Origin of the sequence: Vibrio methylphosphonaticus, from assembly GCF_023634655.1 — a bacterium.
Lineage (GTDB): Bacteria > Pseudomonadota > Gammaproteobacteria > Enterobacterales > Vibrionaceae > Vibrio > Vibrio methylphosphonaticus.
Genome location: NZ_JAMKMS010000055.1, coordinates 1 through 1,325, shown reverse-complemented (window position 1 = coordinate 1,325; position 1,325 = coordinate 1). Strand labels below are relative to the sequence as shown.

The 1,325-nt window shown below is 48.8% G+C and carries 1 protein-coding gene; it reads left to right on the top strand.

Features of this window, described 5'->3' with window-relative positions; translation table 11 throughout:
• Positions 1–1,325: diaminopimelate decarboxylase family protein (locus M9196_RS23195; protein WP_250619871.1), on the top strand; the 1,325-nt coding region annotated here is incomplete at both ends.

Genomic DNA, 1,325 nt, shown 5'->3' with positions numbered 1-1,325 from the left:
GACCTTATCGAGCAATACGGTAGCCCGCTTTTCGTACTAAGCGAAGACACACTACGTAACAACCTACGTCGTGTTAAAAACGCATTCGGTAACTACTGGCCTAAGCCGGTAAACGTGATGTTTGCTATCAAATCAAACACTAACTTCGCGGTTCGTGCTATTTGTAACGAAGAAGGCGTCGGCGGCGACTGTTTCGGTCCTGGTGAAGTGGAAGCGACGCACTATGCGGGCGCCGATCCAAAAACAATCGCACTAAACGGTACGGTTAAGCCTGAGCTTGCTATCCGCAAAGCGATTGAATACGGCTACGCGGTTCACCTAGATTCATACGAAGAAATTGAGATCGTTGAGCGCATCGCTCGTGAAGTGAAGCCTACTGAAAAAGTGCGTATCGCGGTTCGCCTTAAAGTTATCCCTGAAGATTTCTTCAACGACTTCGAACCAGACGCATACCCATTCGCGAACTTCATCGGCGCGATGAAATGGATCAAATTCGGTCTTCTTAAAGAAGAAGCGAAGAAGATTGTTAACCGCGTGAAAGAAATCGATGTATTCGAATTCTACGGTTTCCACACTCACCTTGGCCGTTTCTCTAAGCAGCCTGAAGGTTGGGATGCACTGTACCGTGAATACGCTCGTAACATCATCGAGATCTCTCGCGAGTGTGGTGTTCAGCCTTTCCAATGTGACCTAGGCGGCGGTTGGCCTCGTGAGCGTGAGCCAGAGTGTCGTAGCAAAGAGCACATGATGAACTCAAACACTATCGAAGACTACGCGAAAATCGTCTGTGCCGGTATGCTTGAAGAGTTCAACAAAGAAGGCTTTGAAGTCCCACAACTGTGGCTAGAACCAGGCCGTTACATCGCAGGCAACATCGGTACGCTACTGACTTCTGTTTACGTGGTTAAAGACGACCAAGAAATGGACTACAGCTACACCATGGTTGATGCCTCGACTTACCTAGCAACGCTTGTTGAGTCTCAAGAGTCTAAAAACCCAGTGCTTCCAGCGAACAAGATGACGCAGCCGCTTGTTGAGCGAACCACTGAAATCGCTGGCCCTATCTGTATCCCATCAATCTGGGAAAGCGGCGCGCGCATGCCTAAGCTGGTACCAAATGACGTACTGGCTATCATGGATGTCGGTCACTACGCAGAATCTCAAGCGAGCCAGTTCAACTCTCTGCCACGTCCTGCAACAGTATTGGTTAAAGACGGCGAAGCTGAGCTAATCAAACGCGCTGAAACCGTTGAAGACGTATTTGCCACGCAAATCCTTCCAGAGCGTTTTAAGACAGCAAAAGCTGAAATTGAAAAGAAAATGGC